Here is a 24,811-nt window from a genome sequence, read left to right on the forward strand (position 1 = left end):
AAAATACAATGAAAACAATTTATGAGGGTAATTTAGTCGGATCAGGATTAAAGGTTGCAATTGTCGTTTCACGATTCAATGAGTTCATCACATCAAAGCTTCTGGGTGGGGCGGAAGATGCATTGAAGCGCCACGGCGTTGAAGAAGGAAATATTTCTGTCACTTGGGTTCCAGGTGCATTTGAAATCCCTATGATTGCCAAAAAACTTGCTCGTTCAGGGAAATATGATGCCGTTGTTACCCTGGGAACGGTCATTCGCGGAGCAACCGCTCATTTTGAATACGTAAGCGGAGAGGTTGCAAAAGGAGTGGCCAATCTAAGCCTGCAGGAAGAGGTACCCGTCATCTTTGGTGTCTTAACGACAGACACAATCGAGCAGGCCATCGAAAGAGCAGGCACAAAGGCAGGAAACAAAGGATGGGAAGCAGCGGTATCAGCCATCGAAATGGCCAATTTGATTCGTGAGATAGATAAGTAAAAATTTTCAACCAAGCCAAGTCTCCATGGAGGGAGGCTTGGCTTTTTTCGAGTGAGGGATCTGTGGGGTGTGTGGATAAATTTGTAAAACGGCTTAATTATTCTCCAAAACGGCTGGATTCCTGTTGATTTCGGCTGGATAATTCCAGAAAACGGCTGGATTTATCACAAAAGCCGCTGGATTTTCTCACTCTTCGGCCGGATTCCTGATGGAAAGACAAAAACCCCGCAGCCTGTACCCAACAAAATACATATTGGCAAACGTCAGACCTTTTGCTAGAATAGTATTTTGTGGCTCCCCTTATTATGGGAGGAGCGGGTAGGGAGAGGGCAGTTTTATAGGAAGATTATTATATGAAAGCACGTGGAGGTATTTTTCAGTTAAAAAATCACGGTACCACGATGAAGCAGGAGATGATGGCTGGAGCAATCGGTTATTTCACGATCGTGTACATCATCGCTGTGAATGCTTTAATTCTTTCTGAAGCTGGAATTCCATTTGAAGGAGCGGTTATGGCAACCATTCTTGCCTCCTTCGTTGGGTGTTTGGTGATGGCCTTTTGGGCAAATGCACCAATACTTCTGGTTCCAGGCATGGGAATTAATGCAATGTTTACGTTTACACTCGTAAAATCATCCGGCTTAACGTGGCAGGAAGCTTTAGCTGTCGTTGTGATTTCAGGAATACTCTTTATGATCATTGCATTTACAAAGCTTTCAAAAGTATTATCAGAAGCGATACCCAAAACATTAAAAGAAGCCATCACTGTAGGGTTAGGGATGTTTTTAATGTTTATCGGTCTTGAAAAAGGCGGTCTCATCCAAAGAGGAGAGAGTGCCATCATCATGATTGGTGATTTTGGGGAATTAAAGGTGTTGGCCACTGTGCTGACTTTCCTGGTGACGATATTTTTGTTTGTTCGAAATGTAAAAGGTCAATTTCTATGGAGTATTGCTTTTGGAACCATGCTGGGATTCATCTTTGGAATCGAACCGTCGATTCAGTCCAGTTCGTTCCAATTAAGTGAATACAGTCAGGTTTTCGGTCAAATATCCTTTAGTGCCATTTTGGAGATTCCGTTTTGGATTGCGGTTTTTTCTGTCACGATGGTGCTGGTATTTGAAAATATCGGTCTCGTTCATGGACATACGGATATGATCGATCAACCTCAAAAATACTCTAAAGCGTTCCAGGCGAATGCATTTTCTGCCTTTACATCAGGATTCTTCGGAACGAGTCCGACGGTTTCTACTGTTGAAAGTGCTGCAGCCATGACAGCAGGTGGTCGTACGGGATTAACGAGTTTGACTACTGGAGTATTATTCTTGGGATCTGTGTTGTTTATTCCGTATTTAAAGTGGATTCCAGATCATGCTATCGCCCCAATCCTCATTATCATTGGCGGCTTGATGATTCAAAATATACGACATATGGATCTTCGTGATTTAACAGAGGCATTTCCAGCCATTTTTATCATTGCAATGATTCCATTTACGTACAGTATCGCAGATGGAATTGCCATCGGTTTTATTCTGTATCCTATTTTAAAATTGGCTACAGGTAAAGCAAGAGAAGTATCCATTCCTCTATATATCATTGCTGCATTGTTCCTTATGAACTTTTTTGTTCATTCGATTCATTAAAGCGGTAAAGAACTCAAGTGGATTTGCTCATCATTACGATTGAAATCGTAGTTGTGACCTGTCTGCTTGAGTTTTTTTGTCCTTACAGCTACTTTCAAATTCCGTGGACTTTCCACATATTTCTTGTTATTATTATAGTAATTAATGAAACTTTTGAACTATTTTTATGCATATATCAGGAAATCAGCAGGGGGTGAGTGTAATGGAAGTGTTTGTAGCGAGACAGCCAATTTTTGATCGAAATGGAGAAACTGTAGCTTATGAGCTTCTTTACCGAAACAATGAATTGAATATGTTTCCGAATATAGATGAAGACCAGGCAACGGCCGATGTCATTATTAACAGCTATTTAAATATTGGTCTTGAAAGCTTGTCCGCTGGGAAGCCATGCTTCATCAATTTCACAGAAAATCTTTTAAGGGATAGAGTCCCTACCTACTTCAATCCCAAGGAAATTGTTGTGGAGATTCTGGAAAATGTGATTCCAAGTCCTGAAATCCTGAAGGTTTGCTTAGAGTTAAAGGAGCTGGGTTATAAAATAGCATTAGACGATTTTGTCTTTAATGAATCGGATCCTAACTACTTAAAATTGATGAAAATTGCGGATTATGTGAAGGTTGATTTTCTGCATACCACAGACACTAACCGGGGAACGATTGAAGTTTTCGCTAATTTACTGGGGTACAAGCTCCTGGCAGAAAAAGTGGAGACAGTGGACCAATATGAAGAAGCAAGGAAAAACGGATACCATTTCTTTCAAGGGTATTTCTTTAGTAAACCGAAAATCATTTCTACCCATGACGTACCTAACTATTTTCATTCCTATTATTCGATTATTCAAAGTCTGGAAATGACGGAACCTAGCATTGATGTGATTAGTCGATTGATTGAACAGGATCTTTCTTTGTCCTATAAACTTTTAAAATTAATCAATTCACCTTCTTACCGACCTAAACATAAAATTCATTCTATTCGACAGGCTATTGTTCTATTGGGTCTTCTTGAAATTAAACGGTGGATTTATGTTTTAGCGGTTAGGGAGCAGGTTGGTAAAAGGAAGCAATTAGAAAACGAAGTTATTACATTATCTTTAACAAGGGCAAAAATGTGTGAGCTGCTGGCAGAGAAGCACAATCGCAGTTCAATGAAGTCGAGCTATTTCCTTACGGGTATGTTTTCATTGATGGAAACGATATTATCTATGCCAATTGAAGTAATCCTGAATGAATTACCATTGAATGACGAGATCTGTGATGCACTAACGGGTACCTCAAACGAGTTCAAAGACATTCTGGATCTGGTTATTTTGTTTGAAAAAGCTGACTGGACAGCAATCGATACAAAAGTGGACGAACTGAAGTTAAACAAAGGAGATGTGATGGAATGCTATCAAACATCGTGTAAATGGGCACGAGACCTCTTACAAGATGAAACAGCAGAGATCAGTTAGTTACCAAACAGGTTTATACTCCCCGGGAGTCAGATATTTTTTTTGAGGCTTTATATATCTCTTCAATTCAACTAGAAGTAATCGCTGGAGGTGCTTAGAAGATATTTGTCGGGCTACATCTTTAGGAAATGGATAAATACCGATTTGATTGAAACGCACACGAAAGAGACCTTCATGTAAAAGGTCTTTTTTGTCATTCAGAATGTGAGCGAATACAGTCACATCCCGTGAATGGAACTCGTCACATGCTTCTTCTACCTCTTGAACTTGAAACCGAAATGTATACTCATCCTTCATGATCATCACCCATCCCATTGTCTCTAAATGGCCGAAGAAATTCAACTTTTAAGTTTTCTACAAGTCACAGCATGAGGATTATCATAAATAATATAGGTTGAGATGATTGCGAAAAGAGCTTGTTTGTGGCAAGCTAAGACTATTAAGAATAGTTTACTAGTAAATTACCGTGGAGGGATTCACGATGAACTTGAATCTAATTAAATGTCATGGCTCAGGTAATGACTTTTTACTGATTGATGAAATGACGAATGGATACGAATTCACTGAAGAAGCAAGGCAAAATCTTGCCCTTGCACTATGTGATCGAAAATCGGGAATTGGAGCGGATGGAATCCTTTTTGTGCTGTCAAGTGAACATTGCGATGCACAAATGAGAGTATTCAATGCAGATGGATCTGAAGCATCCATGTGCGGGAATGGACTTCGTTGTGTTGGTCGTTATGTGTGTGAGCTTCTCGACAAAACGACGATTGTGATTCAGACGATGAAAGCGGATCTGCGGGTTTCAGTTCAAGAGGCTATCTATGAAAATATACCGACGTATAATGTTGAAATTTCTCCTGTATTATTTGAATTGGATAAATTGCCGATGAATATGGATCGTGAGGAGTTAGTGGACGAGATGATTCCTGAAATTTCAGATCGATTATCGTTTACTGCACTGGCTGTCCCAAATCCTCATCTGATTAGTGTTGTAAGCACAGAACATATTCTTTCGAATGAGCAGAAGACGATCGCTGAAACAGTAAATGGTCCCAATAATCTCTTTCCTGATGGAGTCAATGTAAGTTTTGTTCATCCATTAGAGAAAGGTGCGATTTATGTTCGTACCTTCGAAAGAGGAGTAGGCTTTACAAATGCTTGTGGGACGGCTATGTCTGCTTCCAGCCTTGTGACATGCTTACTCGATCAGAATGAGTTTGGTAAGGAAATAGACGTATATAATAATGGTGGAAAAGTACGTGTCGTGGTGAACCGATTAGGTGAAGGGCAATACAATATGGAGCTGATCGGGAATGCAACATATCTCTACCAGGCACAATTTGAATTGTCTATCACACATCCTGAGGATTATCGAGAAATCTCCAGACAGGATTTCACTGAAGAAGGAACGTACGAACTGCTTCAAAATCATGCTAAATCCATTGTCGATAGTAAAGTATTTATGAGTGCCTAAACGAATAAAAAACCTGGGCTTGTGCAAGTTCAGACGAGAGTGTCCAAAAGAGCTAAGCTTTTGGGACACTCTTTTTTTTGTTGTTGGATTGCTGTTTCAAAAATTGTATCACCTTATCAAATGGCTGGAGGTCTTTTACCCATTCGAATTTAGTAAAGGGACATCCCATCTTCTGGAACCTCTGCAGAACAACATCTATAGTAAAATGTTCTGGATGAAGGTCCTCATTTACTTCATACCACCAGAGTGGAGTCGCTACTAAAGCATCTTCATTACCCCTTAAGGAATATGGCGCAATGATGGTTTTTCCTTCTCCATGCTGAATGTAGTCCACGTATAACCTGCCTTTTCGGTTCTTTTTTAACCGCTCGATCGTAAAATCCTCAGGATAATTGGTAACAAGGTAATGTGCGATGAATTCTGTAAACAAGCCGGTGTCCTTCCATGTGTATCCCGGTGGTATGGGAATATACACTTGCAGCCCCTTATTCCCCGACGTTTTCACAAAACTATGTAGGTTGAGTCGATCGAATAGTTCTTTCATAATGGAAGCAGCTTTAACCGCCAGGGAGAATTGATCCCTGCCTGGTGGATCTAAATCAAAGACCACTTCAGTGACAGACGAATCCTTTGTCCTCTGGAAAGGAATGTGAAATTCCAATGCAAGCTGATTTCCAAGCCAAATCAATGTCTCCAAGTTATTGCATACCGTATAGTCGATGTTGTCCTCCTTGTACGTTTCAATAAATGAAGGGGCGTAATCAGGCGTGTTTTTTTGATAAAATGATTCACCAAAGAGCCCGTGTGGAAAACGAATACATGTCAATGGCCTATCCTCCAGGAAAGGCAAAATAGCGACGGACATCTTCCGAAGATACCGAACGTAATCAAGCTTAGTCATTGAGACTTTCTGGAACAATTCCTTATCTGGATGAGTGATCTCAACCCCAGGAGGAAGGGATGCTTCGTCCAGCTTGAATTGCTCCATTGTGCAGGATTCTGGAGGAATGGAGAATAAAAATCGATGAAAATGTGGTTCTCTCAGTTGACCCTCATACCAATTCAAATATGAAATGTCCACAGTTATAGCCGGGTCTATGTAGTGAAGGGATTGCTCATTCTTCGTACTATTCTTTTTAATCATTGCTTTTAATGTTTTTTTCTCTTCAGGAGAAAGACCAAAGTGAAATAAGCCAATGGGAATAATCTTTTTGTCATCGAAAACGCCAATGTGAAAGTAATCGTTTGTTTCATCAAGCGCAGTAATGAAACAGTGACAGTGTTTCCAATTCTTGGTTTTCACCCAGCTCGTACTTCGTTTTCCCGCTTCCCATTTACTATGCTTCCTCTTGGCGACAACACCCTCACCTTCCTCTTTTTCTACAAGTTCCCATATTTCCTGCCGATCCTTGAAATAGGGGACCATTTGAAGGGAAGATGGGTGAGAAGGGGACGGATCTAGCGGCAATTGAAGAAAGGTAAAAACCTCTTTCAATTTTTCTTTTCTTTTAAGGTAAGGTTCGGGGGCAAATGATTTCTTCCCAAACTGGAGTAAATCGAAAGCCAGAAATTTAACGGGTCTCCCGGCTGCAGCATGATTAATTTTCTGCTTATTGCGCATTCTTCCTCTTACCTGCAATTCAAAAAATTCACTGCTGCAGGGAGAACGTAACAGGGCAATCTCCCCATCCAAAATGATAGGTGCAGTCAAGTTTTTTTTATTGAGTAACGTTTTAATCTGTTCTTCAATTTCCGGGAAGTGAGGAATCAATTCCTTCCCGTTTCGACTTTGAAGGCTTATCTGATTCTTAGAATGAATGTGGAGAACTGCACGAAATCCATCATATTTCACTTCATAAAGCCAGTCCTCATTTTCAGGGAGTTCATCATATAGGGTAGGAAGCATCGGTTTCATATCTATTCACCTGATTTTTAGTATTAGTGTGACCAATGAGGGTTTAATTATTTCCAAATGTTTAAGGGAATGAAGAGTAGCGGTCAACTAAATGATAATGATAAGGGATTAGTTTATGTGAAGGAGGGTATTGATATATGCATACGATTTGGAAAGGCTCTATCAGTTTTGGACTGGTGAACATCCCCATTAAGCTTCATTCTGCTACAGAAGATCGTGATATAAAGCTTCGTTCACTTCATAAAGAGTGTCATACTCCGATTAAATATGAAAAAGTATGCCCAGCTTGTGAAAAAGAAATCGAACATGATGACATCGTTAAGGGGTATGAAGTGACCAAGGGGAAATTTGTCGTTCTTGAAGAAGAGGAATTGAAGGAATTGAAGGAAGCAAACGGGGATAAAGCAGTGGAAATAGTAGACTTTATCAAAATGGAGGAAATCGACCCCATATTCTTTGATCGAAGTTATTTCGTTTCACCTAATGATGGAGGAAAAAAAGCATATTCGTTATTGCGAAAAGCTCTTCAAGAATCCGGGAAAGTTGGGATTGCCAAGATCACGATGCGTTCGAAGGAACAACTCTCCATCGTTCGGGTATATGAGAATACGCTTGTAATGGAAACCATTCATTATCCAGATGAGGTAAGAGGCACGGGTGATGTACCGAATGTTCCAGAAGAAGATGAAATAACGGACAAAGAGCTGGAAACAGCAACGATGTTGATTGATCAGCTTACAACTGAATTTCAACCGGAGAACTATAAAGATCAGTATCGTGAACGCTTGAGTCAGTTGATTGAATCGAAGCAAACCGGGGAAAAGGTAGTCACAACGAAAGAAAAAGAGCCAAGAGAAAATGTGACAGATTTAATGGCGGCACTTCAAGCCTCCATAGATTCATCCAAACCTAAAAAGACGAAAAAACAAACGAAAAAGAAAACGACTTCTAAGAAAAAAGCTCAATAAAACATGAGTCGTAAATAAAGAGAGGGACAAGTTTTGGAGGAGAAAGAAATAAAACAAGGAATATTTGTTGTCCTATCAGTCATTTGTCTAATAGCATTTACATGGGGATTCGTCACGATAGTCGAGGAGTGGAAAGAAAATGAAATTGCACAATTTGACAATGGTGTTTCTGAGATTGTAAGAGGGTTCATTTCCCCGAGGTTAACGACCTTTATGACGTCGATTACCTTTTTGGGTGGCGTGGAAGGGATCACAATCTTTGCAATTTGTGTTGTGGTCATACTATTGTTTCTCAAGAAGTATCCACTTGCTCTGTTTGTAGGAATTACCATCACAACAGGAGCAGGATTTAATTGGCTGCTAAAATGGATTTTCAAACGTGAAAGACCTGATATTGAAGCACTGATCGAGCAAGGCGGTTATAGTTTTCCCAGTGGTCATTCCATGAGTTCCTTTATATTCTACGGGACCCTTGCATTCATATTATTTCGGGCATTGGATCATAAACGGTATAAGTGGGCAAGTGTCATTGCTGTCAGCTTCCTGGTGCTATTGATTGGTCTTAGCAGAGTGTATTTAGGGGTACATTATCCAAGTGACATTCTTGGGGGGTTCACTGCGGGAGGTGCATGGTTGACGCTCTGTATCGTCATTTATGCTTACTTCCATAGACGAAAACATTGGAAAGAAAGAGAGAATTAAATGGAAATAAAGCGCCCGGAGATCCTTCCGGGCGCTTTATTCCATTTATGATTAAAATAAGTTAAAAATATACGGTCCAATTGAAGTGGCATAGAGAAGAATATATATACCCATGAAATAAAATACTCCACCAAAAGTACCCCAGTCAGGATCCCTGCCGAATTTCCATATAAGTGAAGTAATGGCACTGATAACGAGTAATACTATATATTCACTTCCTGAAAACATCAGGTATTCCGGAGCAGCAAAGTAGAAGTAATCGCCCATGGCTTTAGTGATGAAGGTTATCGGCATTACTAAAAACATAATGATAGAGGCATATTCAACCCAGTTGATCTCTTCCTTCTCAAATATATTTGGTTTGAAAATATAAAGCAGAATTAAGAGAAATAGGGAAGGAAGTACCCAATAAAATGAAACCATAATCGTGATTATGCTGCTGAATATCATTAGAATGGAATTGTTAACGGCTTCTTTGACACTTCGTTTGGACCACTCTGTGCTACTGGCGACAACCTGTGCATCCTGTGAAGCGCCATATAATTCATACGTATCTCCATCATAATCCAACCAGGCAATACTCTCATCGGTAAGCTGAAGTGGAAAATATGAAAAGTGTTTTGTTGTACTGACTGGAGCCGCTGTTAATTGATTAGAGTCACTGAAAGGTGCTACATATAGACTAATCGCATTTTCATCCCCTACCCGATGACCTTCAGAAGTGAAGAGAATGGATTTTTCTCCAGTAATGGAAAGGAGTTGTGCGGTTCTTGGACTTTGAAGTTTGCCCCCTGACATCTCGTTCGTAAAATCGATTTTTGTGGGCTTCAAAATAGAAGATCCTATTCCATCTATCGGTGTTTGTAACTTGAAAATCTTATATGACAATGTTCCCTGGGCTCGCATTTCTTCATTATAAAGAAGAGTTAATTGATTATTATCTGTGGTAAAGGTTAATCCATTAATATGATGATTCGTTGCTGTGTTTACAATTGCAAATGGATCTTTCACTACTTGTAACGTATCATCCATGTAGTAAAGGTGAGAGTGACCGTCATCTATTCTAACCTGTACTACAGCACTGCCACTATTTCCAATATAGAAGTCCAGGATTTCATTAGAAAAGCTGAAAACCTCTTTCATTGATAAATCGGCAGGGTTGAGAGAAAAAAGGTTCTCTTTATTCCAGAAGTACACAGAGTTCATTGCCGCGCTCATCCCTGTTGCTTCCTCGGCAATCGTCGTTACTTCATTACTCTCTGAAGAGAGATTAACTTGTCATCCTTGATTTGAATGACCTTCGTCCCGTCTGTCCAAAAAGGATGTCCCCTGGTAACGCTGGTGTCTAGCGTTGTTACTTTGGTAGAATTCAATGATCCCTTGAAAGTAATCCCTGTAATTTTCCCGTTACTTGCCAAGAAGAGTCCTTCATCTCCATTAAAGATAACAGGGCGTTCTTCAGAAGTGTAGTTTAGTGGGACGGATCTACTCCAATCAGGTTGTGGTTGTTGTTTGACTTGAAGCAGCTGGTGGAGAAATAATGCTCCAATAAACAGAACGATTAACATTAAAGGTATTCCAAATGATTTGAATTTCTCTTTCAAACATATCCCCTCGATTCTCTATCTCTATAATATGAGCTCAATTTAGAATTTTATCATAACTCACATTTTAAGGCACCAAATATTTCCTTATGTAAATAAAAGTTTTATGTTGACATTTATTATTAGAGGGATTACAATGATATTGAAAATCATTCTCATTTGAACAAAAGAGTTCCCCCTCTTTCAATAGAGAGAATGGTTCATGAAAAACCCCCTTTATTAGATATAAAAAGACAGACTGGAAGCATATGCATCCGGTCTGTCTTTTTATATTGCATTTCATTTGTTCCTGTCGTAAATTGTTAAAGGATGTGTATTTCAAGGAGGGATAATAGTAAGTGGATCATAATGAAGATAAACGGTTCAGGGTTGCTGGTCACGAGGCACTGATAGGAATAGCACTTGTACTTATAAATTTCTTATGGTGGTATGGTTTTGCATTCGGGTTAGGTGGTCAACCGGTTTCAGATTACGATTGGATCTTCGGAATGCCTGCGTGGTTTTTTTACAGCTGCATCGTTGGCTTTTTTCTTATGGTATTGTTAGTGATTATCGTCGTAAAGTACATGCTTACTGACATTCCTTTTGACGATGAGGGGGATGATCATGAATAGTATGGCATTGATTCCCTTATTCGCCTTTTTAATCTTGATTTTTGTTGTTGGAATTTATACGGCCAGAAATGTGAGTAGAGCAGATTCCTTTGTCCAGGAATACTTCTTGGGAAGCCGTCAGCTTGGTGGATTTATCTTGGCGATGACCATGATTGCGACCTATGGAAGTGCCAGTAGTTTCATCGGAGGGCCGGGTGCAGCATATACATATGGTTTATCGTGGGTTCTTTTGGCCATGTCACAAGTTGTGACAGGTTACTTTGTTCTCCTTATACTTGGGAAAAAGTTTGCCATTATGGCCCGGAAATACAAGGCCGTTACTTTGATCGACTATCTACAAGGCAGATATGGCAGCAATAAGATCACAATTCTATCGGCCATCAGCATCATCATCTTTTTATTCTCAGCCATGATTGCTCAATGGGTGGGGGGAGCACGGCTCATTGAATCTTTAACCGGTTTATCTTATGAGAGTGCTCTTTTTCTGTTTGCCGTATCGGTACTTGTTTATGTCATTATCGGGGGCTTTCGTGCGGTTGCCATCACGGATGCGATTCAAGGTGTGGTCATGCTTGGTGGGACCATTATTCTGCTGATTGCCACCATCATAGCCGGAGGTGGCATGGAGAACATCATGATGGGATTGAAAGCGGAAAACCCTGACTTATTAAGTCCCCATGGTCCTGATGGAGAATTAAGTGCCCGCTATATTTCTTCTTTGTGGATATTAGTGGGTGTGGGAGTTGTCGGATTGCCTCAAGTGGCAGTTAGAGCCATGAGCTATAAGAATTCCAGATCCTTGCACAGAGCGCTCATAATCGGAACCATTGTGGTCGGTTCCATCATGCTCGGTATGCACTTGATTGGTGTGCTTGCAAGGGTAGTGGTCCCGGGAATAGAAGTGGCTGATAAAGTCATGCCCCTTCTCGCGTTAGAAGTTCTTCCACCTTGGCTTGCCGGGATTGTCCTGGCTGCTCCGATGGCCGCGATCATGTCGACAGTGGATTCGTTATTATTGATTGTATCCTCGGCTATTGTGAAAGATGTGTATATGAATTTCATCAATATGGATGCAAAGGAAAAACAAGTCAAAAAAATCAGCTTTTGGGTGACTAGTGTAACGGGAATACTCGTTTTTCTTATGGCGCTGAGCCCGCCTGAATTAATTATCTGGCTTAATTTATTTTCATTTGGAGGACTTGAAGCTGTATTTATCTGGCCAATCGTTTTAGGTTTATATTGGAAAAAAGGAAATGCTCATGGTGCCTTTGCTTCTATGATATCAGGGCTGGTAGCGTACATCTTATTTCACAGTTTCGCACCTAATTATCTGGATATGCACACAGTCATTTTCCCAATTGTCATTTCGTTTTTCATGTATGTGGTCGTCTCCCTGTTTACTCAAACACAATATCAGCAGAATGGATGGGTTTAACCCATCCATTTTTGTATTTAACAAGGGAAAAGCGTACATTTTAGAAAAGTATCAATGATTGGGGTGAAGTATCTTGAAAAATTCTGTTGTCATAATAGGTGGTGGAATCGGCGGTCTGACCGCAGCTTCACTCCTTGGAAGTGCTGATTACAATGTACAGATTCTTGAGGCTTCCAGGGAATGGGGAGGATGCGCTGGTAAATTCCAGAGAGGAAAAGCCTTATTTCCTGTAGGGGCCACTCTTGGAATGGGTTTTGAAAAAGGAGGGATCCATCAGCGTATTTTTGATTATTTAGGAATAGAACCACCTGTGTCTTTCATGCTTGATGAGGTTATGGACATTCATCTTCCTGACAAAACACTGATATTCTACCGTAATAGGGATACACATGTGAATCAGTTGAAGAAAGCATATCCCGAAATATCATCGAAGATAGGCGGTTTTTATGAAGAATTGTACAAGATAGCCGGCGAAATTCGAAAGCTGATGGTCTCGCTCCCCATACTACCTCCTAAAACGCTACAAGATTGGGTGGAGCTAACGATGAGTTTACACCCCAGATCTCTGACACTGATTCCTTCCTTTCAGAAAACCATGTTCGATTTATTAGAAAAACACGGAATCCACCGACATTCTTCTTTTAAGCATTTTATCGATGGACAACTGATCGATAGCATGCAGGTTACCAGCGATCAATGCTCTTTATTGCTGGGATGCCTGGCATTGGATATTTATCATGAAGGAGCATTTTATTTGGATGGTGGATTATTCGAAATAGCTCATAGTCTTGTCGGATTTTCAGAAACAATAGGGGTTAAAGCGACTTTAGGGAGAAAGGTGGTTCGCATCGACCGGGACCATTCTGGTGAAGAATGGATAATCCTTGATCATAGAGGCAATGAATATCGTGCAAATCATGTTGTATGCAACGTACCGGTACAATCTTTAAAAAAACTTTTCCCCCCACAATTTAATCCTAAACTTGATAACTATCTAAAAGGAAAAGAGAATGAAGCTATTTGGGGCACCATGTCCCTATATATGTTATTGAAAGAAGAATCACTACCGGAATCCTATCCCTTGTTTTCCCAAATTTGTGCAAGCCCAAATGGAAGTATGACAGAAGGGGACCATCTCTTCTTATCGCTTTCACATCCTAATGACCGTCAGCGTGCCCAGGAAGGATTCCGTACCTTAACGGTATCAACCCATACTAAATTAGCAAAATGGGAAACGAAAGAAAGATACGATTCTTACAAGGAGAATCTTAAGGAGAAAATGATCAATTCCATTGAGTCAGTCATTCCCACTATAAGAGATAGCCTTGTAGATATTTACCCTGGAGCACCTAAAGCCTGGGAACGATTTACCGGGCGGCCCGGGGGCATAGTCGGTGGATTTCCTCAATCTAATGACCATGCTCTCTTCAAGAGTCTCTCTCACAGGACTCCATTGAAAAATATATGGGTATGTGGAGACTCAGTCTTTCCAGGTGCAGGGACCATCGGTGTATCTGTAAGTGCTTACCATGTATTTCACTCCATTACAGGCAGAAAACTTCAGAAGTAAGGAGGAACCTCGACTACTTATGTCGAATTCCGGGAATGGGGTGATAATATGTATAATCTGATACAGTATAAAGACCCGACAGTCTTCCACGAAAAGGTCCATTCCCTTTTAATGGAGGATGAAGCGGCGAATAACCTGCCTTTGGGTTTGTTGAACACGATGAAAACGAGTGACAAATATAAAGAACCGCTTCTTCTTTTAGTGGGAAATGAGGTCGGAACAGTGGTGGGATCCTTCATCATGACCCCTCCTCATTACCTTGTCAGTACACTTAAGGTGGAGAAAGAAGGCGTGCATGAGATAGTCAAAGAGCTTCATTCGTTTTGTGAAAATACGGGCATCAACTTCCCGGGTTTTTTAGCAAAGAAGGAACTCGCACTTCAATTGACACACGCTTGGTGTCATTTAACGGGAGATAGATACAATGTGAAAATGAATCAGCGTATATATCAACTGGGTAAAGTGAATGATATCCCGTTAATCGGTGGGAAGATGATAGCTGTGCGTAAAGAACATGAAGAGCTCCTTGCCCAATGGTTGATAGGTTTTGTAGAAGATACCGGGGAACTGCCTCTTACTGAGGAAGAGGCAGTGAATCGGTCAAGGGATATGATTGAAAATGAACCATATGTGTTTTTGTGGGAAGTGGATGGAAAGCCTGTTTCCATGGCACGGGGGGCAAGAAAAACGGAAAACGGCATTACCGTAAATTTTGTTTACACCCCTTCAGAATACAGGAAAAAAGGGTACGCATCTTCTGTTGTAGCAGAACTGAGCCGTCTTTTGTTGAAGGACCACTCCTTTTGCTCCCTTTATACGGACTTGGATAATCCCACCTCAAACAAGATTTATATGGAAATCGGCTATAAGCCCGTTTGCGATTCAATGATGATTTCCATTGTGTGAACCTTTTGATACTAACAGAATATTATTTATATAAATAGTTGACATTGTGAAGGAAAGCTATTAGTATAATAAACAATTAATTAAATGAGCGAATGGCTTTGACGAAGAGGAGTACCTTTGATCGACACTTAAGAGAGCTGGTGGTTGGTGAGAACCAGTGTGAACGATCTTTGGGAATGGACTTCTGAGCCTCCAGACCGAAACTTTTAGGGAGTAGGCTTTGGCGAATGTCTTATCGTTACAAAAGACGCGTATTCAAGCAAACCGCTTCGATACGATTGAGTGGACTGTTCAGGCAGTCAACAAAGGTGGCACCACGGGTATCTCGTCCTTTACATGATGTAAATGGATAGTGATGCCCTTTTTTTTATAACTGAATAATGATAAATCGTTGAATAAGAGGAGTATATTCAAGTGATGCATAACAGGGAGTTAAGGATAGTGAGACCTTAGCATGATAGCTTGTCTGGAATGGACTTATGAGAGATGATCTGAATGGAAGTAGGATCGTACGGAATTCCACCGTTAAAGGGATAGAGTATCGGGTGATTTACCCCGTACTTGAATCAAGAGGGGATGCTATCATGTATCCCAATCTGAGGTGGCACCGCGGTCAGCATCGTCCTCTATGAACAGATTTTTCTGTTCATAGAGGACTTTTTTTATGGATTTATAAATGGGAACAGCGAATTGGAGGCTTGAAAATGAGGAAGCAGCAAGAATTGAATTATGTAGTGAAAGAATTGAATGGTGATATATATACTCCTATTTCACTCTTTCAATCATTGAAGGGGAAAAAGAAATTTTTATTGGAGAGCTCGCTAAAACACGAACAATCCGGTCGATATTCATTTGTAGGAAGTGATCCATTTCTCGAATGTAAGGCTTATGGAAATATCGTACAGTTTAAAAAGACGTCTTCTGGTCAGATAGAGGAACGAATAGGGGACCCCATTGAAATGATTCAAACCCTTATTCCCCATCATCAATTACAAGGTGCACCATTCCCTTTCACAGGTGGAGGGATTGGATACATGGGATATGATGTGATCAGGCATTACGAGGAAATCGGACTCACTCCCCATGATGAATTGGAGATGCCGGACATTCACCTTATGTTCTATGAAAAAGTTATCGTCTTCGATCATCTTGAGCATAAAGTATTCATCGTGGTCATGAACGAGTGGACAGAGGGGCTGGATGAAGATTTAGAGGCAAAAGTGAAGGAAATCGAGGATGGGCTGACCAACGTGTATTTAGATACTCACAAAGGAGAACTGGAACGACTTTCCTTTCATGCTCAAACCTCTAAAGATGAATTTATGGTAAAGGTGGAAAGAGCAAAGGAATTTATAAAAGAAGGAGAAATTTTTCAAGTTGTGCTTTCTCAACGACTGCAGGCATCTTTTTCAGGGGATCCATTCACCTTCTATCGAAGCTTAAGAAAATCAAATCCGTCGCCCTATATGTTCTTCATCGACTTTGATGAGTACGTCGTTTTGGGGGCATCGCCGGAAAGCCTGTTGAAAGTCCAAGGAAGTCAGATTACAACGAATCCAATAGCAGGAACAAGACGAAGAGGGAAAACAGTTGATGAAGATTTAAAGCTTGAAAGCGAATTGCTTTCAGATGAAAAGGAAATTGCTGAACATCGAATGCTCGTTGATTTAGGAAGGAATGATTTAGGAAGGATTTGTGAAATCGGGTCTATCTATTTATCTAAGTACTTTACCATTGAAAGATATAAATACGTGATGCACATCGTTTCAGAGGTGAAGGGGGAACTGAGAGAGGATGTAACCCCTCTAGAAGCATTATCAGGCTGTTTACCTGCCGGTACGGTAAGCGGGGCACCGAAGATCAGGGCGATGCAGATTATCAATGAACTGGAAACCATAAAGCGCGGCGTGTACTCGGGTGCCGTCGGGTATATCGGGGTTAATGGGAATCTTGACTTTGCCTTGGCGATTCGCACGATGGTCCTGAAAGATGGCATTGCGAATGTTCAAGCAGGGGCAGGCATTGTGTATGATTCAGATCCGAATAGTGAGTATGAAGAAACACTGAATAAAGCAAAATCATTATTGGAGGTAACAGGATGATTTTACTCATTGATAACTATGATTCGTTTACGTATAACCTGTATCAATACATTGAAGAGCTTGGGGAACAGGTAGTCGTGAAACGGAATGACGCGATTTCATTGGACGAAGTTAAGAAACTGAATCCTTCTGGGATCATCCTTTCCCCGGGACCAGGTAAGCCCGAAAATGCTGGGATTTGCACCTCGATTATACAGAATCTTCACGCTAGTGTGCCGATTCTGGGGGTTTGTTTAGGTCATCAAGCGATCGGAGCAGCATTTGGTGCATCAATCGAAGTAGCAGAGAGAGTGATGCATGGTAAGACATCACTCTTGAAACATAATGGTGAGGGGATATTTGAATATCTGCCACAACCGTTGGAAGTGATGAGATATCACTCTTTGGTCATCAGAAAAGGGTCTCTCCCTTATCCATTGGAGACGGTCGCACTTTCCATGGATGATGGAGAGATCATGGCCATAAAGCATATGAAATATCCTCTGTTTGGAGTTCAATTTCACCCCGAGTCCATCGGGACGAAAACAGGAAAGAAAATCATTCAAAATTTTCTAGATGAGATGAGAAAGGAGAATAACCGTGAAAAAGTATCTACAAGCGTTAGCTAACGGTCATTCATTAGAACGAGATGAGATGAGGAGAGCCGTTCAAGAATTGCTCCTTGACGAAACATCGGAGAGCCAAATCGCCTGTTTCCTGACTTTATTAAAAATGAAAGGGGAAACAGTAGATGAAATTACCGCTCTTGTTGAAGTCTTAAGGGAGAAAGCGATGCCTATTAAGAGCACATTACCAGGAATATTGGATAACTGCGGAACAGGTGGAGACGGATCCCAGAGCTTTAATATTAGTACAACGAGTGCATTTGTTCTTGCCGGGGCCGGGGTGAAAGTTGCAAAACACGGTAACAGAAGTATTTCCAGTAAAACCGGTAGTGCAGATGTGTTAGAACATTTAGGGGTAGCACTCGACTTTCAATCTCATGAGGTGGAAAGTTTACTGGATGAAACCAATATTGCTTTTCTATTTGCACCCCATATTCACTCAGGTTTAAAAAAGGTGATGAAAGTCCGGAAAGAATTAAAGATTCCAACCATCTTTAATCTCATTGGACCTTTAACGAATCCGGTTCATCTGGAAACTCAGCTCCTAGGGGTATATAGAAGAGATAAATTAGAAACGATGGCGAATGTTTTACATGAATTAGGCAGAAAACGGGCGATTGTGCTTAATGGAGCTGATTACATGGATGAAGCGTCATTAGCAGGAGAAAATCATCTCGTTCTGCTGGATCGAGGGGAAATTACTTCACTCACTCTAACGGGGGAAGATGTCGGCCTTCCTTTTTATTCCCTGGAAGAGATACGTGGAGGAGAAGCGGGAGAAAATGCCATTATTTTAGAAGAAGTATTAAATGGGAAGGAAGGGGCTTACACTGATACGGTCTTATTCAATGCTGGAATCGGCCTGTACGCTCATGGGAAAGCGGCCACCTTTCTAGAAGGTGTAAAGCTTGCCAGAGAAAGTATTGAAAGCGGTCGTGCAAAAGAAAAGCTTCACTCCTTGGTTCACTTTAGTCAACAACGTCGAAAGCAGGTGATTTAATTGTCTACCATTCTACAAACCATTCTTGAACAAAAGAATGAGGAAGTTAAAGAGTTAAAGAATGCAGGGTATGAATCCTATTATTCTAAGGAGGCTCCCGCTCATTCCTTATATGAAGCATTAAAATCTGCCTCCAGATTACAAGTGATTGCTGAGATTAAGCGGGCATCCCCATCAAAAGGAGATATCCGAACAGAAGTGAATCCCGTGATTCAAGCAAAGAAGTATGAAGAAGCGGGAGCTTGTGCCATATCGGTATTAACCGATGCTCCTTTCTTTAAAGGAAGTATGGAAGATCTGGCAAATGTTCGAAAAGCGGTCTCACTCCCAATTCTTTGTAAAGACTTTATTATCGATGAAATCCAGATAGATCGTGCCAAAGACGCCGGGGCAAATGTCATTCTTCTTATCGTGGCTGCTTTGGATGTAAACAGATTACAAGAATTATATTCTTATGCAACCGAGCTTGGCCAGGAAGTTCTGGTAGAAGTTCATAATGAAGAAGAAATGAATGTCGCAATGGAATTAGGGGCAACCATAATTGGTGTGAATAATCGTAACCTGAAAACCTTTGAAGTAAATCTTCTGATTACAGAAACTCTTGCTTCCATGGTAAATGGAACTGATATCGTGGTCATAAGTGAAAGTGGAATAAGAAATGAAGAAGACTGTCACCGAGTCGTAAACGCAGGAGCGGATGGGGTCCTGGTAGGAGAGACGTTAATGAGAAGTGATGACCCCGCAACTAAGCTTGCCTCTCTACAAGTGAGAAAAGGCGTGGTGAAATGACCAAAGTAAAGGTGTGTGGAATAAGAAGGCAAGAAGAGGCTCTGTGGGCACTTGAAGCGGGAGCTGATGCGATAGGATTCGTGTTCGCTGAAAGTAAAAGAAAAATTGACGTGGAATCAGCAGCACTTATAAGCGCTTCACTACCTTTGCATGTATTAAAAATCGGCGTGTTTGTAAATGAGACTAAAGAGATGATGGAGGAAATATCAAGAACAGTAAATCTGGATTACGTGCAGCTTCATGGAGATGAAACATTCCAATTTTGTGCTAGCCTCAATCTTCCTTTTATCAAGGCGATTTCGATAAAGGAGAAAGAAGATTTAGATGGGATGGAACACTTTGGCGGAGAAATGATCTTGGTGGACAGTGGAAAGGGGCCTCATCGTGGAGGGAATGGGACAACGTTTAATTGGGAGTATGTCCATGCACTAAACATCCCTCAACACTTGATTCTTGCCGGGGGATTGAATCAGGATAATGTTCGGGAGGCGATCACCAAGGTCCGTCCCTATATGGTGGATGTTTCAAGTGGTGTGGAGACGGATGGGAAGAAGGATAGAAGAAAGATAGAATCATTTATTCGAGAGGCGAAGTCGGTATAACGATTGATTAAATCAATAAATGGAGGAATTGAGATGATATACGCACAACCAGATCAAAAAGGGTTATTCGGGCAATTCGGGGGAAGGTTCGTTCCGGAATCATTGATGAAGGCTGTTCAAGAATTGGAAAAAGCTTATGATGAAGCCTCTAAGGATGAAGGATTCCAAGAGAAACTTCAAACCTATTTAAAGGATTATGTAGGAAGAGAAAACCCACTCTACTTTGCTGAAAATCTAAGCAAACAGGTAGGTGGAGCGAAAATCTATTTAAAACGTGAGGATCTCAATCATACGGGTGCTCATAAAATCAATAATACAATCGGTCAGGCATTGCTTGCAGAACGGATGGGCAAAAGAAAAATCGTGGCGGAAACAGGAGCAGGGCAGCACGGTGTCGCAACGGCAACCGTATGTGCCCTTTTAAACCTGGATTGCGTCATTTTTATGGGGGAGGAAGACATACGCCGACAGAAACTCAACGTATTCAGAATGGAGTTACTGGGAGCGGAAGTGGTGAGTGTCACCCAGGGAAGTGCCACATTAAAAGATGCAGTCAATGAAGCCCTGCGCTACTGGGTCGCAAATGTAGAGGACACACACTATATTATCGGTTCCGTGTTAGGTCCACACCCATTTCCTAAAATGGTACGGGATTTTCAAAGTGTGATCGGTAAAGAAACAAAGCGACAATTCTTCGAAAAGGAACAATGCCTCCCTAAGGCAATCGTCGCTTGTGTTGGAGGCGGCAGCAATGCCATCGGAATGTTTCACCCGTTCATTGATGATAGGGAAGTTGACTTATACGGTGTGGAAGCGGCTGGAAGCGGGGTTGAAACCGACAAACATGCAGCCACATTAACAAAAGGGTCCGTGGGGATTCTTCATGGCAGCATGATGTACCTGCTGCAAAATGAGGAAGGGCAGATTCAGGAAGCCCACTCTGTTTCAGCAGGGCTTGATTACCCTGGTGTCGGGCCGGAGCATAGCTACTTGAAAGACATTGATAGAGTGGAATATACGTCCATTACAGACGTGGAAGCATTAGATGCATTTAAGCAGCTGTCCCAGACAGAAGGAATCATACCTGCACTGGAAAGCTCACACGCAGTCGCCTATGCGGTGAAGTTAGCTGGGAAAATGAGAAAAGAAGAGTCGGTAGTGATTTGTTTATCTGGCAGAGGGGATAAAGATGTGGAACAAGTGAAAGAGTTACTGGGAGGTAGTCAACATGGGTAAAACATTTCTTGAGAATACGTTTAAAGCTGAACTGGCAAAAGGAAACAAACTATTCATTCCTTACGTGATGGCAGGGGATGGGGGGATAGAGACCTTGATATCAACCTTGAAAATGCTCGAAGAAAGAGGAGCGACGGCCATAGAAGTCGGGATCCCGTTCTCGGATCCCGTTGCCGATGGCCCGATCATCCAACAGGCAGGGAAGCGGGCACTGGAGAATGGGACGACCCTCAAAAGGGTGTTTGAAGTGTTAGATGAAAGCAGAAAGGAAATTGGCATTCCGTTAGTCTTTATGACGTATATTAATCCCATTTACAAATATGGAGTCGAGCGGTTCTTTCAAGATTGTAAGAATGCAGGAGTGGACGGTGTGATCATTCCTGATCTGCCACTTGAACATCATGAATTGGTTCGGGCACCATCACAAGAAAATGGAATCGCCATTATTCAATTAGCAACGCTTACGAGTCCGTTAGAGAGAATTCAGGAATTGGCTTCCGTCACTGAAGGGTTCCTTTATGCTGTTACGATTAATGGGATTACTGGAACGAGAGAGGGATTTGGAAACAATATTTCAGACCACCTGAATAAATTGAAAGAAAACAGTCAAGTCCCAGTACTTGCCGGGTTTGGAATATCTACTCCTGAACATGTGCGTACCATGAGTAAATACTGTGATGGAGTAGTCGTTGGAAGCAAAATAATCGATTTGATTCAGCATGAATCATTTGATGAAATAGAAGAATTAATCAGTGCTTCAAAGGCTAAAGCATTAAAATTGTAAAGATTACTGAGTTCTTCGTAAATAAATGAGCGCCTAGATTAACAGATTCTAAATGTATGTTAAATAAAGGTAAATAGCCTTCTTTTTCCTCCTGAAATCAGTATGATAGAGATGTAGTTGAACAAAGCATCATAACAGGAGGCTATTAAAATGAAAAGTATGAAAAAGTGGTTATTAATGTCAATGACAGCTCTATCAGTAGTAACATTTGCAGCCGGATGCAGCAGTGACACAGAGGAAGACACAGGCACTGAAACGGAAGAAAACATGGAAGAAGAAAGCAACACTGAAGAAAGCACCACTGAAGAGTAAAATGGTAACAGTCAGTCCTTTGCGGGCTGACTGTTTTATATTTGAATTATTAAACTTAAGATTCAGGTTGTATTCAACGACTATTTCTATTAATCTGACAATATAAGACATATTTGATAGAGAGGTCAAACGCATGACGATTCCAAATCGATTAAAAATAGGAGATACAATCGGGATTTGTTCCCCATCTTCTCCAGTCGCTGCTCATTGCCCTAAGAGATTGAAAAGAGGGATTGAAGAGCTCAAGAAGTTAGGCTTTAACGTGAAAGTAGCGCCAAACACGTTGAAAATTGAAGAGTATATGGCTGGTACCATCGAGGAGAGAGTGGAGGACCTACATAATCTCTTCGGGGATAATGATGTAAAAGCCATCATCACCACCATAGGAGGAACCTGTTCTCATCAACTTCTGGATTTTCTTGATTTTTCTTTAATTCAAAAAAATCCAAAGATATTCCTCGGCTACAGCGACATAACGGCTCTCCACATGGCCATTTATCAAAAGACCGGTCTCACAACATATCTTGGACCTGCCATTATGCCTCAGTTTGGAGAGTATGGAGGACTGCAAACATACACAAAGGATCACTTCTTCCAATCACTCGTTCAAGGTGAAAGAGTAGATTACTCCGCATCTCCTTCCTATGTAATGGAGCATCTGTGGTGGGACGAAGAAGACAATCGACTTAGAAAACAAGTTGAAAATAAGGGACCTCATGTAGTCAAAGAAGGGAGTGCAGAAGGGAAAATCATTGCAGCCAATATGGGAACCATGCTCCTTCTCGCAGGTACAGAATACTTTCCAGATCTCGATGGTGCCATCTTATGTATTGAAGATGATCCAGAGGAAACCCCGTCGTCAATTGATCGATACTTAACTCAACTCAAACACATGGGGGTATATTCGAAAATTAATGGTCTTGTCGTTGGACGTTTTCATGATCACGTTGGCTTTAAAGAGAATCAACTGGCCGGCATTTTATCCCGTGTCACAGAGGGGTATGAAATCCCAGTCGTTACGGATCTGGATTTCGGTCATACTGACCCTATGTTTATCCTTCCAAACGGAATCAAAGCCCGGCTTGAAGTTCACGAAAATCAAATTGATTTCCATCTGGTGGAAAAGCCGGCTACATAAAAAGGAGGGGTTCACATGATTCAAAGAAAAATGAATACAGTGTTTATTCCTGTGGTTAATCTAAAGGAATCTGTGGATTGGTACGAAAAAGTACTGGGTTTTGAAATTGATCCCGTGCAGTATAATGAGATTGAGGAGCTTCCCGTTTATACTTTTCAATTGGGGGAAACATCGCTAACTCTAGAAGAGGAAAAAGGATTCACTCCACCTGATTCTAATGTTCCAATCTGTAATTTCCATACCACTCAAATTGAAAAAGTAAGAGAAGACTTTCACGAAAAGAAAGTCACATTTGAATCCGGGATCATCACGTTTCCCGACTTTTCTTATTTTAACTTTAGGGATGTCAACGGGAATTTATTAATGATTTGTACGGGTTAAAGCGGATTAATACATGTAAATGGTAAAGGAAAAACCTCCTCTAAGAATTGCTTTTCTTAAGGAGGTTCTTGTTTTTGCAAGTCTACTTCACACACTTCACACATACCGTTAAAGCGGGTTTAACATTTTTATAAGAAATAGTGATATCTTTAAAGCCAGCTTTATGCAAAGCTTCAGAAATACTTTCGCCATAGTGTTTCGCCCTGCTATCCCTTTCTTCATCCCCGCGTGGTTGGACGGTAATGAGAAGGGTGCCACCTTTTTTTAGCATATTATATAAATGTGAAAGTGATTTTTTCTGATCCTTCCATAGAGGATAGTTATTGACGGAAAAAATCCGATCGTACTCAACATTGTTCAATTCAAATTGACTAATATCATGAACAAATAACCGAACTCTTCCATTCTCAATGGCTTTTTCATTCTTATTCTGTGCAGCATTCTTCATTGTCTCAGAAATATCAACCCCATCCACAATCGATTTAGGAAAACGACTTGATATGCGATGAATACAATATCCGGGCCCGTAGCCTACTTCCAGAATATGTTCGCCATCTTTAATGGACAATTGTTTAATGGACCAATTATTTATTTTTCTATTATCGAATTCCATTACTTTTCCGACAATCCAGCCGAGTAATCCATTCGGACGCTTGAATTGCTTTTGTAATGAAAACAACAGGGCATCACCTCTTTTGCTGAAATCTGGTCTATTAAAATAGTATCGTCTATTCACCTTTCCACTAATACTCACAAATAAAACCTTTAAAGCGATGTTGCAATTTTTTGAAAAAGTGGCATAATATAAACAAATCTAACTTGCGTTGATGAGAAGAGTACATAGATGAGTCCTTAATCAGAGAGCTTCGGAAGCTGAAAAGAAGCAGGGTAACTCGTTATGGAAAATGGTCTCGGAGCATTCTACTCGAACCGATTTGGTGTAGGGTAGAACGGGAGTGGGCATCCGTTATCATTGTCACGGTATAAGAGCAGTTTATATGCTCCGTACTTGCTGAGATAGACTTGTGTGAGCAAGCTATAAACTAAGGTGGTACCACGAGTTCAACCCCTCGTCCTTAGATGTCGATCGATATCTAAG

At 41.0% G+C, this 24,811-nt stretch carries 25 protein-coding genes and 3 other annotated features; of the genes, 20 read left to right on the top strand and 5 right to left on the bottom strand.

Going from position 1 to position 24,811, the window contains the following annotated elements:
• Nucleotides 1–8: 8 nt before the first annotated feature.
• The 3 genes from ribH to ACQKFO_RS03250 all read left to right on the top strand — a co-directional run bounded on the left by ribH (nt 9) and on the right by ACQKFO_RS03250 (nt 3,572).
• On the top strand, nt 9–479 hold the full coding sequence (ribH, locus tag ACQKFO_RS03240; protein WP_427596853.1) for a 6,7-dimethyl-8-ribityllumazine synthase: 471 nt from the start codon (nt 9–11) through the stop codon (nt 477–479).
• Between the two features lie 353 nt (nt 480–832).
• Complete coding sequence (locus ACQKFO_RS03245) at nt 833–2,122, top strand: NCS2 family permease (RefSeq protein WP_427596854.1); 1,290 nt, start codon at nt 833–835, stop codon at nt 2,120–2,122.
• Nucleotides 2,123–2,324: 202 nt separating this feature from the next.
• Nucleotides 2,325–3,572, top strand: coding sequence for an EAL and HDOD domain-containing protein (locus ACQKFO_RS03250; protein ID WP_427596855.1), 1,248 nt, complete (start codon nt 2,325–2,327; stop codon nt 3,570–3,572).
• Here ACQKFO_RS03250 and ACQKFO_RS03255 read toward each other — a convergent pair whose 3' ends face one another.
• Nucleotides 3,573–3,869 carry a hypothetical protein gene (locus ACQKFO_RS03255; protein ID WP_427596857.1) on the bottom strand — a complete coding sequence of 99 codons (297 nt, stop codon included), beginning with the start codon at nt 3,867–3,869 and terminating at the stop codon, nt 3,573–3,575. It abuts the gene before it with no gap.
• Nucleotides 3,870–4,053: 184 nt separating this feature from the next.
• On the opposite strand from ACQKFO_RS03255, the gene dapF reads away from it, so the two are divergent.
• Entirely contained in the window at nt 4,054–5,049 is a 996-nt protein-coding gene (gene dapF, locus ACQKFO_RS03260; protein ID WP_427596859.1) for a diaminopimelate epimerase, read from the top strand.
• 52 nt (nt 5,050–5,101) lie between these two features.
• Here dapF and ACQKFO_RS03265 read toward each other — a convergent pair whose 3' ends face one another.
• A complete protein-coding gene (locus ACQKFO_RS03265) occupies nt 5,102–6,964 on the bottom strand; it encodes a DNA ligase D (protein WP_427596860.1) in 1,863 nt (620 codons plus the stop codon).
• Nucleotides 6,965–7,101: 137 nt separating this feature from the next.
• Here ACQKFO_RS03265 and ACQKFO_RS03270 point away from each other — a divergent pair, with 137 nt between their 5' ends.
• Nucleotides 7,102–7,932, top strand: coding sequence for a Ku protein (locus ACQKFO_RS03270; RefSeq protein ID WP_148994084.1), 831 nt, complete (start codon nt 7,102–7,104; stop codon nt 7,930–7,932).
• A gap of 33 nt (nt 7,933–7,965) precedes the next feature.
• Nucleotides 7,966–8,634 carry a phosphatase PAP2 family protein gene (locus ACQKFO_RS03275; protein ID WP_427596861.1) on the top strand — a complete coding sequence of 223 codons (669 nt, stop codon included), beginning with the start codon at nt 7,966–7,968 and terminating at the stop codon, nt 8,632–8,634.
• A 51-nt stretch (nt 8,635–8,685) separates the two neighbouring features.
• Here the strand turns inward: ACQKFO_RS03275 and ACQKFO_RS03280 are convergent, their stop codons facing one another.
• Both ACQKFO_RS03280 and ACQKFO_RS03285 read right to left on the bottom strand, forming a co-directional pair.
• The gene (locus tag ACQKFO_RS03280) at nt 8,686–9,852 is read right to left on the bottom strand and encodes a hypothetical protein (protein ID WP_427596862.1); all 1,167 of its coding nucleotides are present in this window, start codon (nt 9,850–9,852) and stop codon (nt 8,686–8,688) included.
• Nucleotides 9,853–9,878: 26 nt separating this feature from the next.
• Nucleotides 9,879–10,238 (bottom strand): hypothetical protein, encoded by a 360-nt coding sequence (locus tag ACQKFO_RS03285; protein WP_427596863.1) that lies wholly within the window; start codon nt 10,236–10,238, stop codon nt 9,879–9,881.
• A gap of 338 nt (nt 10,239–10,576) precedes the next feature.
• Here ACQKFO_RS03285 and ACQKFO_RS03290 point away from each other — a divergent pair, with 338 nt between their 5' ends.
• The 14 genes from ACQKFO_RS03290 (at nt 10,577) to ACQKFO_RS03355 (ending at nt 23,712) form a co-directional block, all read left to right on the top strand.
• A complete protein-coding gene (locus ACQKFO_RS03290; RefSeq protein ID WP_427596864.1) occupies nt 10,577–10,852 on the top strand; it encodes a YhdT family protein in 276 nt (91 codons plus the stop codon).
• A complete protein-coding gene (gene panF / locus ACQKFO_RS03295; protein ID WP_427596865.1) occupies nt 10,845–12,287 on the top strand; it encodes a sodium/pantothenate symporter in 1,443 nt (480 codons plus the stop codon). The genes ACQKFO_RS03290 and panF overlap by 8 nt, the downstream gene beginning before the upstream one ends.
• A 73-nt stretch (nt 12,288–12,360) precedes the next feature.
• Complete coding sequence (locus tag ACQKFO_RS03300; RefSeq protein ID WP_427596866.1) at nt 12,361–13,857, top strand: FAD-dependent oxidoreductase; 1,497 nt, start codon at nt 12,361–12,363, stop codon at nt 13,855–13,857.
• Nucleotides 13,858–13,905: 48 nt separating this feature from the next.
• Nucleotides 13,906–14,763 carry a GNAT family N-acetyltransferase gene (locus ACQKFO_RS03305; RefSeq protein WP_427596867.1) on the top strand — a complete coding sequence of 286 codons (858 nt, stop codon included), beginning with the start codon at nt 13,906–13,908 and terminating at the stop codon, nt 14,761–14,763.
• An 89-nt stretch (nt 14,764–14,852) separates the two neighbouring features.
• Nucleotides 14,853–15,099: a binding site (T-box leader), on the top strand.
• A gap of 46 nt (nt 15,100–15,145) precedes the next feature.
• Nucleotides 15,146–15,393, top strand: a binding site (T-box leader).
• Nucleotides 15,394–15,467: 74 nt separating this feature from the next.
• The gene (gene trpE / locus ACQKFO_RS03310; protein WP_427596868.1) at nt 15,468–16,865 is read left to right on the top strand and encodes an anthranilate synthase component I; all 1,398 of its coding nucleotides are present in this window, start codon (nt 15,468–15,470) and stop codon (nt 16,863–16,865) included.
• Entirely contained in the window at nt 16,862–17,473 is a 612-nt protein-coding gene (locus tag ACQKFO_RS03315) for an anthranilate synthase component II (protein WP_427596870.1), read from the top strand. The genes trpE and ACQKFO_RS03315 overlap by 4 nt, the downstream gene beginning before the upstream one ends.
• Nucleotides 17,445–18,470 (top strand): anthranilate phosphoribosyltransferase, encoded by a 1,026-nt coding sequence (trpD, locus tag ACQKFO_RS03320; RefSeq protein ID WP_427596871.1) that lies wholly within the window; start codon nt 17,445–17,447, stop codon nt 18,468–18,470. Before ACQKFO_RS03315 ends, trpD begins: the two co-directional genes overlap by 29 nt.
• Entirely contained in the window at nt 18,471–19,259 is a 789-nt protein-coding gene (trpC, locus tag ACQKFO_RS03325; protein ID WP_427596872.1) for an indole-3-glycerol phosphate synthase TrpC, read from the top strand.
• Entirely contained in the window at nt 19,256–19,861 is a 606-nt protein-coding gene (locus ACQKFO_RS03330; RefSeq protein ID WP_427596873.1) for a phosphoribosylanthranilate isomerase, read from the top strand. Before trpC ends, ACQKFO_RS03330 begins: the two co-directional genes overlap by 4 nt.
• Nucleotides 19,862–19,894: 33 nt before the next feature.
• Complete coding sequence (gene trpB, locus ACQKFO_RS03335; protein ID WP_427596874.1) at nt 19,895–21,097, top strand: tryptophan synthase subunit beta; 1,203 nt, start codon at nt 19,895–19,897, stop codon at nt 21,095–21,097.
• Nucleotides 21,090–21,881, top strand: coding sequence for a tryptophan synthase subunit alpha (gene trpA, locus ACQKFO_RS03340; RefSeq protein WP_427596875.1), 792 nt, complete (start codon nt 21,090–21,092; stop codon nt 21,879–21,881). Before trpB ends, trpA begins: the two co-directional genes overlap by 8 nt.
• Nucleotides 21,882–22,031: 150 nt before the next feature.
• Nucleotides 22,032–22,193: a hypothetical protein gene (locus tag ACQKFO_RS03345; protein ID WP_427596876.1), complete on the top strand. Its 162-nt coding sequence runs from the start codon at nt 22,032–22,034 to the stop codon at nt 22,191–22,193.
• 133 nt (nt 22,194–22,326) lie between these two features.
• The gene (locus ACQKFO_RS03350) at nt 22,327–23,331 is read left to right on the top strand and encodes a S66 family peptidase (protein ID WP_427596877.1); all 1,005 of its coding nucleotides are present in this window, start codon (nt 22,327–22,329) and stop codon (nt 23,329–23,331) included.
• Nucleotides 23,332–23,346: 15 nt separating this feature from the next.
• Nucleotides 23,347–23,712: a VOC family protein gene (locus ACQKFO_RS03355; RefSeq protein WP_427596878.1), complete on the top strand. Its 366-nt coding sequence runs from the start codon at nt 23,347–23,349 to the stop codon at nt 23,710–23,712.
• Nucleotides 23,713–23,794: 82 nt separating this feature from the next.
• Here ACQKFO_RS03355 and ACQKFO_RS03360 read toward each other — a convergent pair whose 3' ends face one another.
• Nucleotides 23,795–24,391, bottom strand: coding sequence for a class I SAM-dependent methyltransferase (locus ACQKFO_RS03360; protein ID WP_427596879.1), 597 nt, complete (start codon nt 24,389–24,391; stop codon nt 23,795–23,797).
• Between the two features lie 136 nt (nt 24,392–24,527).
• Nucleotides 24,528–24,793: a binding site (T-box leader), on the top strand.
• The last annotated feature ends 18 nt before the right edge of the window (nt 24,794–24,811 follow it).

Origin of the sequence: Rossellomorea sp. NPDC071047 (assembly GCF_050270195.1) — a bacterium.
Classification (GTDB): Bacteria; Bacillota; Bacilli; order Bacillales; family Bacillaceae_B; genus Rossellomorea.